Annotated in this window: 16 protein-coding genes; 6 read left to right on the top strand and 10 right to left on the bottom strand. The window is 44.4% G+C overall.

All coding sequences use genetic code 11. The features are described 5' to 3' along the window. Positions 1-171: 171 nt before the first annotated feature. Entirely contained in the window at positions 172-1,254 is a 1,083-nt protein-coding gene (locus tag AZH43_RS07145) for a zinc-binding metallopeptidase family protein (RefSeq protein WP_067668303.1), read from the bottom strand. Between the two features lie 438 nt (positions 1,255-1,692). On the opposite strand from AZH43_RS07145, the gene AZH43_RS07135 reads away from it, so the two are divergent. From AZH43_RS07135 to AZH43_RS07125, 3 genes are read left to right on the top strand one after another with little or no spacing between them, the layout of a single operon-like run. Next, positions 1,693-2,145, top strand: a complete 453-nt coding sequence (locus tag AZH43_RS07135) for a CopG family ribbon-helix-helix protein (RefSeq protein ID WP_067668165.1) — start codon at positions 1,693-1,695, stop codon at positions 2,143-2,145. Between the two features lie 3 nt (positions 2,146-2,148). Continuing rightward, positions 2,149-3,960, top strand: a complete 1,812-nt coding sequence (atzF, locus tag AZH43_RS07130; RefSeq protein WP_067668164.1) for an allophanate hydrolase — start codon at positions 2,149-2,151, stop codon at positions 3,958-3,960. Further along, positions 3,957-4,979, top strand: coding sequence for an ABC transporter substrate-binding protein (locus AZH43_RS07125; protein WP_067668162.1), 1,023 nt, complete (start codon positions 3,957-3,959; stop codon positions 4,977-4,979). The genes atzF and AZH43_RS07125 overlap by 4 nt, the downstream gene beginning before the upstream one ends. A 216-nt stretch (positions 4,980-5,195) precedes the next feature. On the opposite strand, the gene AZH43_RS07120 is transcribed toward AZH43_RS07125, so the two are convergent. The 7 genes from AZH43_RS07120 to AZH43_RS07090 form a co-directional block, all read right to left on the bottom strand. Continuing rightward, a complete protein-coding gene (locus AZH43_RS07120; RefSeq protein ID WP_067668160.1) occupies positions 5,196-5,525 on the bottom strand; it encodes a DMT family transporter in 330 nt (109 codons plus the stop codon). Between the two features lie 9 nt (positions 5,526-5,534). Next, complete coding sequence (locus tag AZH43_RS07115) at positions 5,535-6,437, bottom strand: hypothetical protein (protein WP_067668158.1); 903 nt, start codon at positions 6,435-6,437, stop codon at positions 5,535-5,537. Beyond that, positions 6,437-7,444 (bottom strand): isopenicillin N synthase family dioxygenase, encoded by a 1,008-nt coding sequence (locus tag AZH43_RS07110; RefSeq protein WP_067668156.1) that lies wholly within the window; start codon positions 7,442-7,444, stop codon positions 6,437-6,439. The genes AZH43_RS07115 and AZH43_RS07110 overlap by 1 nt, the downstream gene beginning before the upstream one ends. An 86-nt stretch (positions 7,445-7,530) precedes the next feature. Continuing rightward, the gene (locus tag AZH43_RS07105) at positions 7,531-8,412 is read right to left on the bottom strand and encodes an ABC transporter ATP-binding protein (protein WP_067668154.1); all 882 of its coding nucleotides are present in this window, start codon (positions 8,410-8,412) and stop codon (positions 7,531-7,533) included. Continuing rightward, positions 8,412-9,356 (bottom strand): ABC transporter permease, encoded by a 945-nt coding sequence (locus AZH43_RS07100; protein WP_067668152.1) that lies wholly within the window; start codon positions 9,354-9,356, stop codon positions 8,412-8,414. The genes AZH43_RS07105 and AZH43_RS07100 overlap by 1 nt, the downstream gene beginning before the upstream one ends. Before the next feature lie 190 nt (positions 9,357-9,546). Next, positions 9,547-10,245: an SIR2 family NAD-dependent protein deacylase gene (locus AZH43_RS07095; protein ID WP_067668301.1), complete on the bottom strand. Its 699-nt coding sequence runs from the start codon at positions 10,243-10,245 to the stop codon at positions 9,547-9,549. 28 nt (positions 10,246-10,273) lie between these two features. Then, entirely contained in the window at positions 10,274-11,221 is a 948-nt protein-coding gene (locus AZH43_RS07090; protein WP_067668150.1) for a LysR substrate-binding domain-containing protein, read from the bottom strand. A gap of 246 nt (positions 11,222-11,467) precedes the next feature. On the opposite strand from AZH43_RS07090, the gene AZH43_RS07085 reads away from it, so the two are divergent. The 3 genes from AZH43_RS07085 (at position 11,468) to AZH43_RS07075 (ending at position 15,628) form a co-directional block, all read left to right on the top strand. Further along, positions 11,468-12,688, top strand: a complete 1,221-nt coding sequence (locus tag AZH43_RS07085; RefSeq protein WP_067668148.1) for an acyl-CoA dehydrogenase — start codon at positions 11,468-11,470, stop codon at positions 12,686-12,688. 234 nt (positions 12,689-12,922) lie between these two features. Then, complete coding sequence (locus AZH43_RS07080) at positions 12,923-14,344, top strand: MFS transporter (protein ID WP_067668146.1); 1,422 nt, start codon at positions 12,923-12,925, stop codon at positions 14,342-14,344. Positions 14,345-14,398: 54 nt separating this feature from the next. Further along, positions 14,399-15,628, top strand: a complete 1,230-nt coding sequence (locus AZH43_RS07075) for a CaiB/BaiF CoA transferase family protein (protein ID WP_067668144.1) — start codon at positions 14,399-14,401, stop codon at positions 15,626-15,628. Between the two features lie 103 nt (positions 15,629-15,731). Here AZH43_RS07075 and AZH43_RS07070 read toward each other — a convergent pair whose 3' ends face one another. Together AZH43_RS07070 and pcaD are read right to left on the bottom strand one after the other, a co-directional pair. After that, the gene (locus tag AZH43_RS07070) at positions 15,732-16,121 is read right to left on the bottom strand and encodes a hypothetical protein (RefSeq protein ID WP_067668141.1); all 390 of its coding nucleotides are present in this window, start codon (positions 16,119-16,121) and stop codon (positions 15,732-15,734) included. Positions 16,122-16,245: 124 nt separating this feature from the next. Beyond that, positions 16,246-17,025: a 3-oxoadipate enol-lactonase gene (gene pcaD / locus AZH43_RS07065; protein ID WP_067668138.1), complete on the bottom strand. Its 780-nt coding sequence runs from the start codon at positions 17,023-17,025 to the stop codon at positions 16,246-16,248. Positions 17,026-17,075: the final 50 nt, after the last annotated feature.

Here is a 17,075-nt window from a genome sequence, read left to right as displayed (position 1 = left end):
AAAAAAGAGCATAAAATCAGCTATTGGGTGCATTTCAAATAATTGTTGGTCTGTGTGTTTAGAGCGTGCTCTATTTAGCAACAGGATCTATGTTAAATATATGTTAGGTAACGCTTGAGATAGGAAGCCCTTATGAATCAAAAAACCTTCAAATCAAGAACAGTTTGAAGTTTAAGCGCTATTTTTATGATTAAAAGATAATTTCAGCAATTTATGATGGATAAATCTCAATTTTTCCAGTACTGGATCAGATAAGGTAAAAGGATAAGCATCATCTAAGCCCATGCTGCGGTTTAGGGCATTCAGGTTAAAAGTCAGCGTCATCCAATGCTGCAACAGCACATCAAAATCTTGAGCGCCAATAGGATTTTCCTTCAATTCTAAATTATTTAAACCAATTTTATCGGTTTTAACCGACAAGCCTGCATGATAGGCTGTTTCTAAAGTATCCATCATATGCAGATAATGCGCCCATGTTTCCGCCCAATCTTCCCATGGGTGTGTGCTTGCATAAGAGCTGACAAAAGATTCTGACCAATTGAGCGGTGCGCCATCGTTGTAATGGCGTTTAAGCGCTTCACGGTAATCTTGCCTGTCATCTCCAAATAAAACACGGAATTCATCAATTAATTCAGGCCGGAAATGCTTAATCAAATCAAAATAATAATGCCCGCTTTCATGGCGGAAATGGCCTAAAAGCGTCCGATAGTTTTCACCCATTTTTATACGGGTAGTTTCACGGTAAATGACATCCGCTTCACTGGCATTTAAGGTAATAATGCCGTTGGCATGCCCAGTCATAACAGGTTCAGTTTCAGTCGGCATTAAAAAGTCAAAACGCAGTCCAAAACGGTCATCTTCGCTGCGTTTGGGGTGAGGCATAATGTTGAGCTGCTGCATTAAATACAAAAACCGCCTTTTGGCATGTTCAAGCCGCGCCCAATAAACAATATGATCGGGATTATCCAAGTTGGGAATGGTGTGAGTAAGCAAACACGATTCACAATAAATCTCATCACTTTCTGCGGGAATCATCCAATTGCATACTTGATGGTGCTGATAATTATGGCAAGGCTTATAGCGCATTCCATGAATGCTATGGTTGAGCGCCAGCCAAAGTGTCGCATTGTGTTTTTCAAAGCAGCCCATCACTTTTTCAGAGGCGATATAACCTAATGCGGTTTGACAGTTCATACAGTATGAATTGGCAAAAAACACCTGATTGCAGCATACAGCGCAACTGAAGTACTTCATAAGCTTATTTGACATTAGGCCGATCAATAGCATTATAAATGATGTTTATTTTTTTGTGGCGCGCGTTGATGGTTTCAAATGAACTGCTTATATGGTGATATGCCGTGAGCCGTAAAGAAAAATTTAAAAAATAACAAAACTATAAAAGTAACGTCGGTGGTGCAGCACGCACATTAAAGTGCAATTTTCTGCACATTTTTCGCACAAAAAATATCAAATTGGCACGGCATTGCTGTTTTTGATGATTTTAAACCTTGGCACAGATTCTGCATTTCTAATGGTATTACCAAATGAATTTTTTGTATTACTCGAAGGAGATGCACATGATCAGCAGCCGTTCAGCAAAAATACTGCATCTGTTTAAGACATTTTTAATTGAATTGCTTAGCGCACGTGCCGGTTTTTATATTAAGCAAGAGTCAAAAAAAGGATAAAGCCGTGCCTAAGCAGAAATTGGCGCGTATCAGCATCACTGTACCGGAAATGACGGTCAATGCGCTGGATCAAAAGATTGTTGATCAGCATTACGAAAGCCGCTCGCAAGCCATTGTGGACATGATTAATAAACATCTGATTGCCGATCAGGAACAGCGCAATGCAGTCATGGTCGGCACCTTTACCTTGCTGTATGACGCGAGTGTAGCCGCGCTGCGGATGCAGCTTTTAGATTTGCAGCAGCAGTTTTTAGAACAAGTCGTCAGCTCATTGCATATTCAGCTTGATGATAAAAAAATTTTAGAAGTCATGATCCTGCAAGGGCTGAGTAGTGAGCTGAAAGCCATTAGCCAGCATTTTATTGTCTTAAAAGGTGTGACCAAAGGGCATCTGGAATTAATGAATGCGGTCATGCCGCCAATTCCGCAAAACAACATACAGACAGAAGGAGCTTAAGCCGTGAAAGACCTATGGACTATACAAGACTGGAAACAGGCCTATGCCTCTGGAAGCATTCAACTGCAAGACCTGAAGGCCTATGCAGCCGCCATTCAGAACGATGGCCATGTATGGATTGAAATCGCCAATGATGCGCAGCTGCAAATGCAGTTTTCTGCCTTGAATGGCCTTTCTCCAGCAGATTTGCCGCTGTACGGCATTCCGTTTGCCGTTAAGGATAATATTGATGCTGCTGGTTTTCATACTACAGCTGCATGCAAAGAAGCTTGCTATTTGGCAGAAACCGATGCTGCTGTCGTGGCTAAACTTAAAGCAGCTGGCGCAATTGTATTAGGGAAAACCAATTTAGATCAGTTTGCAACGGGCTTAGTGGGTGTGCGTTCACCTTATGGCGCGGTTAAAAACAGTTTTAACCCCGAATATATCAGCGGAGGTTCAAGCTCAGGCTCTTCAGTCGCTGTCGCTAAAGGCATTGTGCCATTTTCATTGGGCACAGATACTGCCGGTTCAGGCCGTGTGCCGGCAGGCCATAATAATATTGTCGGTTTAAAGCCGACCAAAGGCTGGTTTTCTACTGCCGGCTTAATTCCTGCGTGCCGCACCATAGACGTGATTTCAGTTTTCGCTTTAAGCGCAGACGATGCATGGCAGGCAGCACAGGTGATGCAAGGCTATGACGCAGCAGATGAATACTCTCGCCAGCATCCTGCAAATGTGCCGACTCAATTTTCTAAAGCAAAAATTGCAATACCGCAACAGCTGGAGTTTTATGGTGATACCGCGTCAGAAAAGGCATTTTTTGAGGCTGTGGAACGTGTAAAAGCATTGGGCTATACAGTGGAATCAATCGATTTTACGGTTTTTAATCAATTGGCCTCTGCGCTTTACAATAAATCTTGGGTGGCAGAGCGCACCAGCGCTGTAGAAAAAATGGTTAAGCGTGAACAGACGCATGCTGTGATTCGTCAAATTATCGCGCAAGCGGATCAATTTTCTGCAGTAGATGCCATGCAGGCAGAATATGAACGTGCAGATTTGGCACGGAAAATTAACCTAGCACTGGCGCCTTTCGATGCCTTAATGGTACCGACTGCACCGACTATTTATAAAATCAGCGAAGTTGAAGCCGACCCGCTTGTGAAAAACAGCCATATGGGCGCTTATACCAATTTTGTCAATTTTGCAGATTTATCTGCTATCGCATTGCCGAATGCCATTCGAGCAGATGGCCTTCCGACAGGGGTGACATTTATTGCTTCTGCATGGATGGATCAAGCGCTGGCAAATTTTGCTCAGGCTTGGCAGCAAGCAGCGGATTTGCCTTTGGGCACCTCTGAAATCAGCTATGAACCTTCTGACAAAATAACATCAGCCCATTCAGTGCAGCTGGCGGTGGTGGGCGCGCATTTGACAGGCATGCCGCTGAATTTTCAGTTAAGCACACGCTGCGGCACTTTGCTCAAAGCCACTAAAACGGCGCCAAATTACAAATTATATGCCTTGAAAAACACCGCGCCGCCAAAACCAGGGCTGCAGTACGCCAGTAAAGGCGGTCAAGCCATTGATGTCGAAGTTTGGGATATTCCCTTAGCCAATTTCGGTCACATTGTTGTGGAAGTTCCAGCACCTTTAGGCATTGGCAATGTGCAGCTGGCAGACGGCAGCTGGGCCAAAGGCTTTATTTGCGAAGGCCATGCCTTGGAAGACGCCTTAGATATCAGCCATTTTGGCGGCTGGCGTGACTATATTCAATCCATCCAATCCACAAATACCAAATTCAAATGCTCTGGCATAGGGGAAATCGCATCATGATCAAAAAAGCGCTGTTATCCGCATCTGTAGTTACCGCAATTCTGCTGAGCGGCTGTGACAATACCGCCAAGGCGCCAGAACCGAACGCGAAAGCAGAAGGACAGACTTCTGAAAAAACCATCACCATTGGCTATAGTGACTGGCCCGGTTTTGTCGCATGGCAGGTTGCAATTGAAAAGGGCTGGCTGAAAGAAGCAGGAGTTAATGCAGATTTTAAATGGTTCGATTATTCCGCGTCTTTATCTGCTTTTGCCGCTAATCAGCTGGATGCCGTTTTAGTAACCAATGGCGATAATCTGGTGACAGGTTCTGGCGGCACCAAAGGTGTCATGATTATGGCGACAGATTATTCGGCGGGCAACGATGTGATTATTGCCAAGGCTGGCATTAATAATATCAGTGAGCTGAAAGGCAAAAATATTGCGACTGAAAAAGGACTGGTTGATCACTTACTGCTGTCCACTGCTTTAACAGATGCCAAAATTAAGCTATCGGATGTAAAACTGGTCAATACCATGACCAATGAATTGCCGCAAGTATTTGCCAGCCCGGATATTTCAGCGATTGCGGTCTGGCAGCCAGTGGCGAATCAAGCCTTAAAAACTGTTGCTGGGTCTAAAATTATCTATACTTCAAAGGATAAGCCCGGCTTAATTTATGACACCTTAACCGTCAATATGGCCCATTTATCGGCCAATAAAGAAGAATGGAAAAAGATTATTCAGGTTTGGGACAAAACTGTTAAATATATTAATGACCCTGCAACGCATGCCGATGCAGTGAAAATTATGTCAACCCGTGTAGGTGTAGATCCTGCGCAGTATGAACAATTTATTGGCGGAACACACTTGCTGGATTTAGAAGCGAATAAGAAAGTGTTTAGCAAGGGTGAGGGTTTTGATTCTTTGTATGGTTCAAGCTATCATGTCAATAAATTCAACGTGGCTAATGGCATTTATAAAACAGAAATGGATGTAGACGGCTCGATTTATCCAGCATTGGTTGAAGAGCTGAAATAAGTAAAGCGCATTTGAAAAAATCCCAAGATATCTTGGGATTTTTTGTGTCAAATACATACAGCCAATAAAATCTTAAATACCGTTTTCTGCATGCAGGCTTGGGTTTTCAAACAGGCTGAGCCGCCATTAAAACAGAATGGCTAAACCCTGCAAGCGAAAAAAACCGCAAAACGAAGTTCTGATGCAAATAAAAATGAGTAAAACAGGGTGTAAATGTTAAAGATGGGTACTTTTAGAAAAAACATTGATAATGACAATGCCTAAAATCATAAAAGCTAACCCAATCATTGCCGCCATATCCAGCTGCTGCTTAAAGTAAATCCAGCCGACGGATGAAATCAAAATAATGCCGGCACCTGACCACAGCGCATATGCCAAGCCCATCGGAATAGATTTAAACGTCAGGCCTAAAAAGAAAAGTGCAATGGCATAGCCGGCAATCATCAAAATGACGGGCCAAAGTTCTGTAAATCCATTGGATGCCTTTAAAGCAGAGGTTGCGAGGACTTCTGCAATGACAGCAATAACTAAATATAAAAAAGACATATTTTCCTTTTATTTGACTGCTGCAGCATGAAAAGCCAAATGATTCTGTTCTGCGGCATACCAATTTTCACATGCAGAACTTGCAGAGGTACTGCGCTGAAATTCATAATGCGGGGCATAGGTATCCACCTTAAACAGCACGGTATAAGGTTCACCATTAATCATTTTCTGCTGGCTTAACGTCTGAGCATCCAGAACCTCAAAGTCATCCAGAAGCATTTGCTGACCGGTTTTAAAACTTTGGGTGCTGTAATCAATTTTCTGGTTCGCTAAAGAAATTGACACTTCAAAATTTTCAATTGCTTTCACTGTTGCGCTAGTATCAGCGCTCAGCTGCACAGCCTCATTTAAATTTGAGTATTCAGATAACTGATTCTGTAATTCGGGCAAGCGCGACTGTGCATAGGCCATGTATTGACCACAAATAATCAGCCCGCCGTCTAAGGCAATCTGTTTTCCAGTTGCAAGATGCTGGGCTGACTGAATGCGCAGACCAAGGAAGACGCCAGAGTCGGCCTGTTGCCGCCAGTCTTCGACATAAGTGTTATTTGGGGAGAACTCTAAAATACAATTGCCGACCGTATGGAGTTTGGCAGGTTCTGGCCACTGTATGTGATTCTGAAAATTACCGTTCTTTGCAACGCACCAAGACAGCAGTTCAGCTTCAGGCTCCCACAATGTTTCACCAATCCAGCCTTGGCGTTCTGTCAATGGGGTATCCCGCTGGTTTTTTAGACGTAAATCAATAGTGAAGGTTTTTGACTGAAACCAGTACACAATGGTTTTTTCATCAGTGAGCCCATTAAAGAAACTGATGCTTTTACGGCGGAAAGCGCCAAATAACGATGCTGGAATTACAGCATCTTCAGCAGGCTGAGTTGGAATTAACTTGAGCGCTTCAAATAAATTCATTATTTTGGCTCCATTGGGTTTTCAGGCATGCCGAATGAAGATAGCGGGCGGGCATTTTGCAGGACGATTTCACCTGAGGCGACTTTCTTTTTCAGGTAACTGAAGATTTGCGCCGTTTGGTTAAACAAATGCTCACCGCTTTTAAGCGCAGGGTAGCGCGGCTGTTCATTCGGAATAACGGGCTGAATGACATAGTCATAATCGCAAGAGAAAAATAGCGGAAAAGAATAGCGTTCCTGTTGCACTTTTTTAACGCGGTGTTTGGTCGCCAGCCAGCGCCCATTGGACAGGATTTCCATCATATCGCCAATATTCATGACCAGCGTATTTTTCAGTAATGGAATATCAATCCATTCACCTTGTTTGCTCAGTACTTGCAAGCCCGGCGCGGTGGGCAAAAGCAGGGTAAAGCATTCATAGTCTGTGTGCGCGCCAATGCCCTCAGCATCCTGTGCGGCAGGATTGAATGGATAATGCAGAAGCCGAAGCTGGCTGGGCGCATGGGAAATATAGGCATCAAAATGATGCTCATCTAAATTTAATGCAACTGCAATCGCCTGAAAAATTTGCTGGCCAATGGCTTTTAAGTGCTGATAATAGGACAATACATGCTGTTTAAACGCTGTATCTTCAGGCCATTGCGTCGGGCCGAGCAGCGGGAATTTTAACGCTGCGCCTTGATAGTCATAGTTAATGTCATAGGCTTCTTTCAGGTCAATACTGGATTCGGTAAATTGCTCCTCGCCGACAGGAACATAGCCGCTATGATTTAAGGATTGGCCGATATAGTTCTGCATTTTTTTCTCTAAAGGCTGAGAGAAATAAGATTGCGTCACTTTTAGTAAATTGCTGAACAGTTCTGGCTGAAATTGCTCACCGCGAATATATAAAAATCCGACGTCTTTGCAGGCCTGATTCAGCTTATTTGCAACTTGCTGCCGATCTTCTGCATTCATGCTATTCAACAGAGAGATATCTACCAATGGCAATACATATTGCTCATCCATCATTCTTTTCCTCTATTGGCCGTCCAACGCTGTATGGCATCATTTGGGCCGTCCCAAAGATGTGCAGTCAAAAAATATCAAGCTAATTATTTACTGGTGCTCACTTGAGTCATGCGCGGAATTTTAGGCAAATTCTCAAGTGCCGGATCCCGTTCATCTTCCTGTGCATGCACCAAGAAATCGACTCGGTCACGCAGACGTTTAAATTCAGGCGTCAGCATCAGTTCTGCGTTGCGCGGGCGCGGCAAGTCAACTTCAATAATTTCTTTAATTTCACCAGGGTTCGCTTTCAGTGCGACAATACGGTCTGCCAAAAGAATGGCTTCATCCATATCATGCGTTACAAAAATAATGGTGATATCAATGTTTTGCCAAAGATCCATGAGATGCTTTTGCATCTTCTGGCGGGTATGCGGATCAAGCGCGCCAAATGGTTCATCCATCAGCAAAATTTTTGGCTCATTCACCAGCGCGCGGGCAATGGCGACACGCTGCTTCATACCGCCAGACAGCTGATGCGGATACTGATTTTCGTACTTTTCCAAGCCAATAATGTCAATCCATTCACGGGCGCTGGCTTCGGCAGAAGCATTGCTGGCGCCTTTCATTAAAGGGCCGAACATCACATTTTCTTTGACTGTTTTCCATGGAAATAGGGTATAGCCTTGAAAGACCATACCGCGTTCAGGACTTGGGCCTTCAATGGCTTTGCCATCGACCAAAAGCGCCCCGCTGCTGTAAGGGTCAAGTCCGGCTACAATCCGGCTGAAAGTTGATTTACCGCAGCCCGATGGGCCAATCACGCAGATAAATTCCCGCTTATGAATTTTTAGATCCAGCTGATTTAAAACAGTGCGTTCATTTTTGCCATGCTTAAATACTTGACTGAGTTTTTTTGCTTCTAAAATAACAGGGCGGGCATAAATAGAATCGAAATACTCTGACGGATTAAATTCGGTTGCTTTCATTATTTTGCTCCTGCTTTCCATTTAAAGAAGTGTTCGCCAAGTTTCATTAAAATGACATCACAGACCAGACCGATCACACCGACAATCAGGATAGCGGCATAGACATTGTCAAAGTTTTGGTAACGCGCTTGCTGAGTAATAAACCATGTAATCCCGGTGGTTGTGCCAATCAGTTCTGAAACAATGAGGTATGTCCACGCCCATCCGAGCAGTACACGCAAATCACGGTAGATGTCAGGCAGCGCTGCGGGAATGACCACATTGAATAGGCTTTTCAGTTTATTGGTACCGAGTGTGTAGCCAGCTTCAATCAAGCCTCTGTCAACCATTCGGGTGGTATTCGCAATAATCAGAATTTGCTGGAACAGCGTGCCTACCACAATGATGGCAATTTTGGGCGCATCATTAATGCCTAAAATCGCGACAGCCAATGCGCCAAAAGCCGGTGCAGGCAAATAGCGGAAAAATTCAACAAAAGGTTCAGTCAGCTGAGATATTTTTTGTGAAAAGCCGCAAAGAATGCCTAAGGGAATGCCTATCAATGAAGCGATGAAAAACGCTGTAAAGACAATTTTAATGCTGTGCCACAGGCTTTGATGAAACCATGGGGCATCCGGCTGTGCTGGCGGTGTAATAAACGCGGTCACTAATGCCTTCGCCACTTCATGCGGCGCAGGCAGATAAATCGGGTTAACCAGTTTGCCTTGAGGCGGTTCAGCGCCGGCATTTACAGCATTTTGAGCTTCGGCATAGAACACGGCTTTGTCTACACGGCTGCCGGTTTGCAGATATGCCACGCTGCCAGACTGAGTAATTTGAACTTGCGGATGCCAAATAAAAGGTAAATAGCTGACAGCGCACCAAATGAGGATTGGAATTAAAAATGACCCGAACCCAAGCAGCAGTTTGCTTTTTGGCGTAAGCGGTTTTGCAGCGTAACTCATATTTGCCAGCCCCAATATTACTATTTTTCTAAAACGTAATACTGTTAAGCAACTATGATGCCAGAATGAATCAAATGCTAAATTAGCTGGATTTTCCGCCTAGGCAAGGTAAAAGCGGTAGGATATTGAAGATAAATCTATAAAAGCAATATTTTCTGTTCGAAAAAAGTGCAGCGTGATTCAGTATGAATCAATGCAGCAGTAAATCTGCGAGTTTTTGCATGCCTGCAACTGCCGTCTCTGCAATGAGCTGATACTGATGCGGTACCCGCAGATAGTCCGCCTGAGGGTCTATATAATAGGCCTGACAAGATGATGGGATTTCATGTATTAGTCCAGCAACAGGATAAACTGCCAGACTGGTGCCAATCACAATAAAAATTTCCGCATGTTTTGCTAAATTGCAGGCTTCTTCATAGGCGGGCACAGCTTCGCCAAACCAAACCACATGTGGACGCAAAGGATATCCGTTTGGGCATTTATCTTGGGCAATGTCCAGCGCTGTACCCTCAATAGGGAAAAACTCTTGTGTGTACTGCGCCGTTGGCCCAGATGTTTTTGCCAAACGGATATTGCCATGCAGATGTAAAACTTGACTGCTGCCGGCGCGCTCGTGCAGATCATCAATATTTTGAGTGATGACATGTACATCATACCGCTGTTCCAATTGCGCAATCAGCTGATGCGCAAGATTCGGCAGGGCATTTAAAATATTTTTACGGCGCATATTGTAGAACCGCTGTACAAGCTGCGGGTCACGCGTCCATGCTTCCGGCGTTGCCACATCTTCTATGCGGTGCTGCTCCCACAAGCCATCACTGTCCCGAAACGTATTGATTCCGCTTTCCGCACTCATGCCGGCGCCTGAAAATACAACAAGTTTTTGCATGATGAATTGATCCTTTAAAAACGAAGAGCTAATTTTGAACATGTGCAGAAAATTTTAATTCCTGCATCACCCAATCTACAAATTTCTGTATTTGCGGCGAACTGTCCTGACTGGAGTGAACTAAGTAATATTTGCGGCTGCCTTGCAGTTTTTTACTTGATGCAATGACCAACTCCTTTTTTCTCAGTTCGGATTCAATCAGCATTTGCGGAATCAGCGCCATGCCCATGCCATGACTGGCCGCGACAGCAAGCATGGAAAACAGTTCATGGCGCTGTCCATCGAAAGGCTTAGGATGCTGAATCTGATGCGCCTGAAACCACTCTTGCCAAATACTCGGACGGGTGGTTTGCTGCAGCAGCGGCATTAAAAGCAGTTCTTCATCACTCAGGTCATAGCTGTATTCATTTTGCATGACCGCCGCTGGAAAACGGTTTTGAATGAGCGCAGGCGAACAGACGGGAACCACTTCTTCATCCATAAGGTAATGTGCCTGAATACCCGGCCAGTGCTCTATCTGCTGCTGGGTTCCAGCAAAAATAGCCGCATCAAATACATTTTCATTAAATAAAAAAGGCTTGGTGCTGGTTTCTAAATGCACAGTAATTTCAGGATGAAGCGTATTCAGCTTATGCAGTTTAGGCAACAGCCAGCGTGTTGCAAATGTTGGGACCACACCTAATTTCAGCGTTCCGCCCAGACCTTTATGCGTCATGATGTCTGCTGTGCTTTTTTCAATACCCTGCAAATAAGGCTTAATGCTTTTTGCATATTGCTTGCCGGCTTCGGTCAATTCTACGCCGTGGCGTGTCCGGCTGAACAGATTGACACCCAAGTATTCTTCCAGCTGCTGGATTTGCCTTGAAACAGCGCTTTGAGTAATAAACAGTTCCTGCGATGCATGGGTATAACTGGAGTGCTTGGCTGCGGATTCAAAGCAAATCAGGCTTTGCAAAGATGGAATATTACGCCGCATAGATAAAGTCCTTTTTATCGATAGGTATCACAAAATGTCATATAAGCATAAATTAAATATCAGACCATCGTCTAAACATAGTGCATTGTGAGGCATAACAGAGTGGCTGAAATGCTTAACTTAGGGTCTTATCGTTTAAGTTATGCGGTAATCGCATAACTGCATGCAAATTAATCGTTTGATTGGGGCGCTTTTCACACATAGCATCAGTGAAAACAAACAAAGCCTGATTAAGCAGAGGAAGCGATGAATCAAATGGTTAATGTGAAAAAAGCAAAAGTTCAATTCAACTGGCAAGATCCGTTTTTATTAGAGAAGCAATTGACAGAAGAAGAGCGCATGATCCGTGATACAGCGCATGCTTACTGTCAAGACCGCTTGCAGCCGCGTGTGCTGGAGCAATTCCGTCATGAACAGACAGATCCAGCCATTTTCCGTGAAATGGGCGAACTTGGCCTATTAGGGCCAACTATTCCAGAGCAATACGGCGGTGCGGGCTTGAATTATGTCAGCTATGGTCTGGTGGCGCGTGAAATTGAATATGTCGACTCCGGCTACCGCTCTATGGCAAGCGTGCAAAGCTCTTTGGTAATGGTGCCAATTAACGAATTTGGTTCAGAAGAGCAAAAGCAGAAATACCTGCCAAAACTTGCAACCGGTGAATACATTGGCTGTTTCGGCCTGACCGAACCAGATCATGGTTCAGATCCGGGCAGCATGATTACCCGCGCCAAGAAAGTGGAAGGCGGTTACCGCCTGACCGGTGCAAAAATGTGGATTACCAACAGTCCTATTGCTGATGTTTTTGTGGTGTGGGCAAAAGAAGTTTCAACAGAAGGCAATGTCGGAGACATCCGCGGCTTTATTTTGGAAAAAGGCTGGGAAGGGCTATCTGCACCGGCAATTCATGGCAAAGTGGGCCTGCGTGCATCAATCACAGGTGAAATTGTGATGGACAATGTCTTTGTTCCTGAAGAAAATGCTTTTCCTGAAGTACGCGGTTTAAAAGGGCCTTTCACTTGCCTGAACAGTGCGCGTTACGGCATTGCATGGGGCGCAATGGGCGCAGCTGAATTCTGCTGGCATACGGCGCATCAATACACGATGGACCGCAAGCAGTTTGGCCGTCCATTGGCTGCAAATCAGTTAATCCAAAAGAAATTAGCCGATATGCAAACAGAAATTGCACTTGGCTTGCAGGTGGCATTGCGTTTTGGCCGCATGAAGGATGAAGGCATTGCCGCGGTTGAAGGCACATCACTGATTAAACGCAATAACTGCGGCAAGGCTCTGGATATTGCCCGTGTAGCCCGTGACATGCTCGGCGGCAATGGCATTTCAGATGAATTCGGCGTGGCGCGCCATCTGGTTAACCTTGAAGTCGTAAATACCTATGAAGGTACACATGATGTGCATGCACTGATTTTAGGCCGTGCGCAAACAGGCATCGCGGCATTCGGCAACTAATTTAAATGAACTCACTCAGATGCTCTTCCGGGAGCATCTTAAGAGTTTTTATGCAAAAAATTAACCGTGAATAACAGTCAATATATAAAGGATTCATCGTGAAATACTCTTGTAAATCTGCATTTTGACTGAACTGAATTTAAGTGTGAAACCATAAAAAGAACAAAAATATCAGGCAGAAGCAGAGACATAGGAATGTCGATGACTCATTTGGGAAAATGAGGTAAATGGATAATGAGCAATGAAATGCAAAGTGGCGCTGGAACGCTGAAACTGCCAAAAAATGTCGGGACAATGCACCGCATTAACAGCAATACATGGAAAATGGCGTTTATTTTCGCCTTTGTGTCGCTGGTGATAGACGGCGTCGATATTATGCTGCTGTCATTCAGCTTAACCAGTTTAAAAGCAGAATTTGGCCTATCGTCTTTTCAGGCAGGCATGCTGGGCAGTGCTTCTTTAGCGGGCATGGCGCTAGGCGGCATATCCGGCGGGTGGGCTTGCGACAAATTCGGCCGTGTTAAAATCATTGCGTGGTCGGTAGTATTTTTCTCTCTTATGACCTGCATTTTAGGCATGACCCAAAGCTATGAACAATTTCTGATTCTGCGTTTTGTCGGCGCATTTGGCCTAGGTTCGCTTTATATGGCATGCAATACATTAATGGCAGAGTATGTACCGACTAAATACCGGACAACGGTGTTGGGCACTCTGCAAACAGGACAAACCGTAGGCTACATTGTTGCAACCTTATTGGCTGGCTCAATTATCCCGGATCATGGCTGGCGCATGCTGTTCTATGTGACCATAGTGCCGGCTGCATTCGCTTTAATCTTCATGCGTTTTGTTCCAGAGCCAGCTTCTTGGCAGGAAGCTAAAATTGAACAGATCAAACGCCGCGAATTGAATTTAGAGGTTGCGCCTCAAGCGGCATTCAAAGAATCTGCGCCATCTGAAAGCATTTATAAACGTATTTTTGGACATAGCAATCACCGCAAAATGTTCCTGCTTTGGATGAGTACAGCCGCTTTTCTGCAATTCGGCTATTACGGCGTAAACAACTGGATGCCAACGTATTTGGAAACAGAGCTGGGCATGAACTTTAAAGCCATGACGGGCTATATGGTTGGCGCTTATACGGCAATGATTCTTGGTAAAATTTTATCAGGCTATGCTGCTGACAAGCTGGGGCGCCGTGTTACTTTTGTTTTTGGAACAGTCGCTACAGCAGCCTTTTTACCTATCATCATTTTTTATAATACGCCGGACAATATTGCATACATGCTGGTGACTTTTGGTTTTCTTTACGGCATTCCATATGGCGTGAATGCAACTTATATGGCAGAAAGCTTTTCTACCGATGTCCGCGGAACAGCTATTGGCGGAGCCTACAACATGGGACGCCTGGGTGCTGCAATTGCGCCAGCCACCATTGGTTTTATTGCCGCCGGCGGTTCTTTTACCATGGCATTTATTGTAATGGGCGCTGCGTACTTTATTGCAGGGGTGATACCCGGTTTGTTCATTCGCGAACGTCAGTATGATCCGCAGCAAGCCACACTTTCTGCAGAGCCGCAGGAAAATCAGGGCCAGCTGGATACACCGTTTCACGATGCTCAAAGCAAAGCCAGTTCAAACACAGTCACTGCAAAATAAAAAATTAAACGCCATGAAGAATCTGAAATCTTCATGGCGATAAGGAGTAAGCGAATGGGTGCATTGCAAGGAATCAGAGTATTGGATTTAAGCCGTGTATTGGCCGGACCGTGGTGCGGACAGATTTTGGCGGACTTAGGCGCTGAAGTGATTAAGATTGAACGCCCGCAAGCCGGTGATGACACCCGCATGTGGGGCCCGCCTTGGATGCCGGATCGGCAGGGCAACCCAACACGTGAATCTGGGTATTTTCAATGTGCCAACCGCAATAAATATTCAGTTGCGATTGATATTTCAAGCGAAGAAGGCCAATCCCTAATTTATGAAATTGCTAAAACGGCCGATGTCGTCATTGAAAATTATAAAGCTGGTTCATTGGTCAAATATGGACTGGATTATGCAGCGCTGAGCGCTATAAATCCAAACTTAGTCTATTGTTCAATCACTGGTTTTGGCCAAGATGGCCCGCGCGCCGAAGAGCCGGGCTATGACTTTATTATTCAAGGCATGTCTGGCCTAATGAGCATTACCGGTGAACCGGATGGTGCAGCTGGCGGCGGAGCGCAGAAAGTCGGTGTGGCTGTGGTGGATATTCAGACAGGACTGTATTCAACCATTGCCATTCAGGCGGCTTTATTGGCGCGCCAGCATACTGGGCGCGGGCAATACATAGATATGTCTTTGCTGGATGTACAGGTGGCGGCACTGGCCAATCAGGGCATGAATTATTTAACGTCTGGCAAAGCGCCGGTACGTATGGGAAACAATCATCCAAATATTGTTCCATATCAAACATTTAAAGCAAAAGACAAAGAGTTTATTATCGCTTGCGGCAACGATAAACAGTTCAAAGATTTATGCATCGCGATCGGTTATCCTGAACTTCTGGATAATCCGCATTATTTGCGCAATCAGGATCGGGTCAAACACCGTGATAAGTTAATTCCTTTGCTGTCTGAATATTTTTTGCATAAAACAGCGGAAGAATGGGTAGATGCCATCCATGCGGTAAAAGTGCCCGTCGGTGTAATCAACTCTGTTGAAGATGCCTTGCATGAACCGCAAATTCAGCACCGAAACATGGTGGTCAATCTTCCACACCGCTTAAACAGCAACTTTAAAGTCATTGGCTCACCAATGAAGTTGTCGGATACCCCTGTGGAATATCGGCATGCGCCGCCGCAATTAGGTGAGCACACAGCGCAGATTTTATCGCGTTTTAAAACATCAGATGAATTAAAAGCATTAAAAGCGCAGGGGATTATTGATGGACAGGTGGCATAGCATATTATGAGGCATTGATTTAAATCAATTTATTTTCTAAGTTCCTGTTTTGGCCGAAGGACTCCAATACTTCGGCCTTTTTTATTCTGACTGCAAGATTAATTCAGCGAATACTTTCAATTTTAATTTTTTTCACAAAATAAAGTTCTTCATCATGGCTTGGACCAACAATACGGTCATGATTTTCTTCATATGAAAGTGAAGCCCATACTTTAGCGCCTTGGTATTTTTTCTTTAACGCATAACCATCCGATTCTGGGTCATAAGCAAACCAATCACCGCATTGATGTATGCAATAAGCATATATATGCCTATTTTTAACATCTTTTAGCTCTATTGAAAGATCATCAATACCACCGCCATTGATGAGAGTATAGGCTTTAATATCCGCAGCGCGCTGAGTCGTGACATTTGCACTGTAAACCGCAGAACTTAAGCCCAGAGCTAAACTAAAAAGCAGTATCAATCCATTTTTTTGATATTTGGCAGTCATTATTTTAATTATCCTGTTTGTTTTTTACGCCGCCATTAAAACAAAGTCTTGAAATGAAATAAAGCCTTACATGAAAGTAAGGCTTTATTTAAAAATTAATATTGGATTGAATCCGTTGAGCTGCTTATTGCTGTAAGAAACTCTGCACCGCTTGGTTAAAAGCTTTTGGCTGTTCCAGATTTGAAATATGCGACGCATTGATTTCATACAAAGCGCTGCTGCGGACATGATTGATAATGTACTGCGCATCAGCGACAGTCGTAACTGGATCTTTTTGACCTGCAACCACCAAAGTTGGCACAGTAATGTTTTTAAGCTGTTCACGGACATCCGCTTTAGCCAAAGCTTCACAGCAGCTTGCATAACCTTCTGGGCTGCCAGCGCCTAGGCCGTTACTCAAAGATTCTACAGTTGCTGCGTTGCTTCGGATAAAGGGTTCGGTAAACCAGCGCGATGCTGCTGTATCGGCAATCGATTTTAAACCTTGCTCTCTCACTAAAGCAGCTCGGTCATTCCAAGCCTGTTCTTGACCAATCTTTGCTGCTGTATTGCAGACAACCACATGGTTAAAGCGTTCAGGATGATGAATTGCCAGCCATTGGCCCGTTAAGCCGCCCATTGAAATACCGCAGAAACTGGCTTTTGCAACATTCAGATGATCCAGCAGATTGACGACATCCGTTCCCAGCTGTTCTAAGCTGTAAGGCCCTTGCGGTGCCGATGATGCGCCATGACCGCGGGTGTCATAGCAAATTATAAAATAATCTTTTTTAAAGAAATTTATCTGCGGCTGCCACATTTGATAATTGGTTCCCAAAGAATTGGAAAAAATAATCGCAGGTTTGCTGGCATCGCCAAAGGTTGCGTAATTGATTTCAGCATCATTTGAAGTAAATGTTGGCATTTTAAAATCCTTAATTTTATAAATCCCCCTAAATCCCCCTTTGATAAGGA

Source organism: Acinetobacter pragensis, assembly GCF_001605895.1.
In the GTDB taxonomy this organism is placed as follows: Bacteria; Pseudomonadota; Gammaproteobacteria; order Pseudomonadales; family Moraxellaceae; genus Acinetobacter; species Acinetobacter pragensis.
Note: the sequence above shows the minus strand (reverse complement) of the source record. Positions and strands in the feature narration are given on the sequence as shown.

Bases quoted from the DNA above. Each gene is read 5' to 3' on its own strand.
- AZH43_RS07145 (WP_067668303.1), bottom strand. From the start codon at position 1,254: ATGAAGTACTTCAGTTGCGCTGTATGCTGCAATCAGGTGTTTTTTGCC.
- AZH43_RS07125 (WP_067668162.1), top strand. From the start codon at position 3,957: ATGATCAAAAAAGCGCTGTTATCCGCATCTGTAGTTACCGCAATTCTG.
- AZH43_RS07120 (WP_067668160.1), bottom strand. From the start codon at position 5,525: ATGTCTTTTTTATATTTAGTTATTGCTGTCATTGCAGAAGTCCTCGCA.
- AZH43_RS07115 (WP_067668158.1), bottom strand. From the start codon at position 6,437: ATGAATTTATTTGAAGCGCTCAAGTTAATTCCAACTCAGCCTGCTGAA.
- AZH43_RS07110 (WP_067668156.1), bottom strand. From the start codon at position 7,444: ATGGATGAGCAATATGTATTGCCATTGGTAGATATCTCTCTGTTGAAT.
- AZH43_RS07105 (WP_067668154.1), bottom strand. From the start codon at position 8,412: ATGAAAGCAACCGAATTTAATCCGTCAGAGTATTTCGATTCTATTTAT.
- AZH43_RS07100 (WP_067668152.1), bottom strand. From the start codon at position 9,356: ATGAGTTACGCTGCAAAACCGCTTACGCCAAAAAGCAAACTGCTGCTT.
- AZH43_RS07095 (WP_067668301.1), bottom strand. From the start codon at position 10,245: ATGCAAAAACTTGTTGTATTTTCAGGCGCCGGCATGAGTGCGGAAAGC.
- AZH43_RS07090 (WP_067668150.1), bottom strand. From the start codon at position 11,221: ATGCGGCGTAATATTCCATCTTTGCAAAGCCTGATTTGCTTTGAATCC.
- AZH43_RS07085 (WP_067668148.1), top strand. From the start codon at position 11,468: ATGAATCAAATGGTTAATGTGAAAAAAGCAAAAGTTCAATTCAACTGG.
- AZH43_RS07080 (WP_067668146.1), top strand. From the start codon at position 12,923: ATGAGCAATGAAATGCAAAGTGGCGCTGGAACGCTGAAACTGCCAAAA.
- AZH43_RS07075 (WP_067668144.1), top strand. From the start codon at position 14,399: ATGGGTGCATTGCAAGGAATCAGAGTATTGGATTTAAGCCGTGTATTG.
- AZH43_RS07070 (WP_067668141.1), bottom strand. From the start codon at position 16,121: ATGACTGCCAAATATCAAAAAAATGGATTGATACTGCTTTTTAGTTTA.
- pcaD (WP_067668138.1), bottom strand. From the start codon at position 17,025: ATGCCAACATTTACTTCAAATGATGCTGAAATCAATTACGCAACCTTT.